The organism is Tahibacter caeni (assembly GCF_024609805.1).
Classification (GTDB): domain Bacteria; phylum Pseudomonadota; class Gammaproteobacteria; order Xanthomonadales; family Rhodanobacteraceae; genus Tahibacter; species Tahibacter caeni.
In genome coordinates this window covers 1-2,332 of sequence record NZ_JANFVR010000514.1, presented here as the reverse complement: position 1 = coordinate 2,332, position 2,332 = coordinate 1, and the positions used below count along the sequence as shown (strand labels likewise).

The following is a 2,332-nucleotide window of genomic DNA, read 5'->3' as shown; positions in this document are numbered from 1 at the left end:
CGGCGTCCAGCCGGCTCCGGCGAACGGCGCGGGTCCGGCGGCCGGTACGCAGGCCGGCGGCACCACGTCCGCTGCCGACGCGGCTGCCGGTTCGTCCGACGTGCGCCTGACCGTCACGGTGTCGCTCGATCCCGCGCTGCGCGACAAGGCGCCGGCCGGCGCCAGCGTGTTCGTGTTCGCCCGCGCGGCCAGCGGACCGCCGATGCCGCTGGCCGTGCAGCGCCTGACCGTCGCCGATCTGCCGGCCAAGGTCGAGCTGACCGAAGCCATGGGCATGCTGCCGACCATGAAGCTGTCGCAGTTCCCCGAGGTCGTCGTCGGCGCGCGCGTCTCGACCAGCGGCAACGCCAAGGCGCAGAGCGGCGACCTGCAGACCCTGTCGGCGCCGCTGGACGTCAACAGCAAGGCGCCCATCGACCTCGTCATCGACCACGTCGTGCCGTAAGAGATATTGCGGCGAGCGCGGCGAACCGCCACGACGAGGCCTGCGCGCAAAGACCGGTGGGCGAGTCTTCGTGCACGCAAGGAACCGTGATCGGGATCGCCGCGCGCATCGCGTCGCCGCCGCGACCGAAGCCCGCGTTCACGGGCACCGGCCAGCGGCATCCGTGCGAACGGTGGCGCCGCGCCCGGCCATGAGCGGACCGGCGCAGCTCGGTGAAACCGGTCTTTCCGGAAAGGATCGAAACGGAACTCGTGGCGGCGATTCCCCGACGTTGCGGCTCGCCTTCGGCTCACAGCAAACCTGCATCGCGTCGATTGCCGGCATATCAGTCGATCAGACGATGCCGTGCGGCGTAGCGCACGAGTTCGGCCGCGTTGCGCACGTCGAGCTTGGCGAACACGCGCTGGCGGTGGTTCTCGGCGGTCTTCACGCCGATGTCCAGACGCAGCGCGATTTCCTTGGTCGTGAGCCCGTCGACGATCAGGTGGAATACCTCGCGCTCGCGCGGCGACAGGTCGCGATAGGGATCGGCCGGCATCGGCCGCGCCTGCTGCACCTGCATGGCCATCGCGCGCGTCGCGTGCGCGCCGAAATGCAGGCCGCCGCCGCCGAGGTTGCGCACGGCTTCGATGAGCTCGGCCATGGCGGCGTCCTTGCGCAGGTAGCCCGCGGCGCCGGCACGCAGCATGTGCAGCACGTATTCCTCTTCCTGGTGCATGGTCAGCACGAGGATGCGCATCTGCGGCAGCTCGGCGCGCAGCCGGCGCACGACCTCGATGCCGTTGAGGCGCGGCATCGAGATGTCGACGATCGCAATGTCCGGCTGCAGGCGCAGGCACTGTTCTATCGCATCGATGCCGTCGGCGGCCTGGCCGACGACGAGGCATTCGCCGCTGGCATCGAGCGCCGCAACCAGCGTTTCGCGCACGATGGTGTGGTCATCGGCAACCAGCACGCGGATCATGGTTCGCTCCTGGCAGTGACGCGCAACGGCAGCTCGATACAGATGTTGAAACCTTTACCGGGTACAGATTGTAGATTCAACCTGCCGTCGAACAAGTCGACGCGGTCGCGCATTCCGCCCAGACCGCTGCCGTGACCGTCGCGGCCCGCGGCCAGCGCCGCGCCGAGGTCGCAGCCGCGGCCGTCGTCGGCGATGTCCATGCGCAGCTGGCCGGTTCCGCGCAGCGAAACCGCGATCTGCACGCGGCTCGCCGCGGCATGACGTACGGCATTGGACAGCGCCTCCTGGGCGACGCGGAACAGCAGAGTCGCAATGTCGTCGTCGAGCGCCGGCAGTTGTTCGGGCAGCACGAGTTCGACCTGCAGGCCTTCGACGCTGCGCGCGAGCCAGCGCAGCGCCGCCTCCAGCCCGAGGTCGTCGAGGATCTGCGGCCGCAACAGCCGCGACAGCGAACGCGTGTCGTCGAGCGTCGTCTGGGCCAGCGCGCGCGCGCGCAACAGCCCGTCGCGTCCGTTCGCCGCGGCCGCCGGCAGCTGCGCGGCGATCGTGTCGAGCTGGCGCATCAGCGCGACGAGGTTCTGGCCGACGCCGTCGTGCAGCTCGCGCGCGATGCGCCGGCGCGCCTCTTCCTCGATGCGCCAGACCGAACGCGCGAGATGGCGCGTGCGGCGCTGGTCCTGCTGCAGCTGGGCCAGCAGCGCCGCATGCTGGCGCATCAGTTCGTCGATGCGCCGGTTCAGCGCCTGCACGGCCGCGGAATCAGCGCTCATCGGCGGCTCCGCCAACATCGAGCGGCGCCTGCAGCCGTCGCGCGAGACCGTCGCGCAGTTCGGCCGGCGCAGCGTCCAGCACCTGGCGGCGAGCGCGTTCGGCCGCCGCGCTCGCGGCCGCGGCTTCGTCGGTCTGTCCGGCGCGCCGCAGCA

General features: G+C 70.8%; 3 protein-coding genes. 1 reads left to right on the top strand and 2 read right to left on the bottom strand.

Annotated features, from left to right (window positions below):
- Positions 1-445 (top strand): c-type cytochrome biogenesis protein CcmI/CycH (locus NON22_RS23305; protein WP_425508025.1); only part of this gene is annotated, 445 nt, incomplete at its 5' end.
- A 325-nt stretch (positions 446-770) separates the two neighbouring features.
- Here NON22_RS23305 and NON22_RS23300 read toward each other — a convergent pair.
- Together NON22_RS23300 and NON22_RS23295 are read right to left on the bottom strand one after the other, a co-directional pair.
- Entirely contained in the window at positions 771-1,409 is a 639-nt protein-coding gene (locus tag NON22_RS23300) for a response regulator (RefSeq protein ID WP_257389378.1), read from the bottom strand.
- Positions 1,406-2,179, bottom strand: coding sequence for a sensor histidine kinase (locus NON22_RS23295; RefSeq protein WP_257389377.1), 774 nt, complete (start codon positions 2,177-2,179; stop codon positions 1,406-1,408). The genes NON22_RS23300 and NON22_RS23295 overlap by 4 nt, the downstream gene beginning before the upstream one ends.
- Positions 2,180-2,332: the final 153 nt, after the last annotated feature.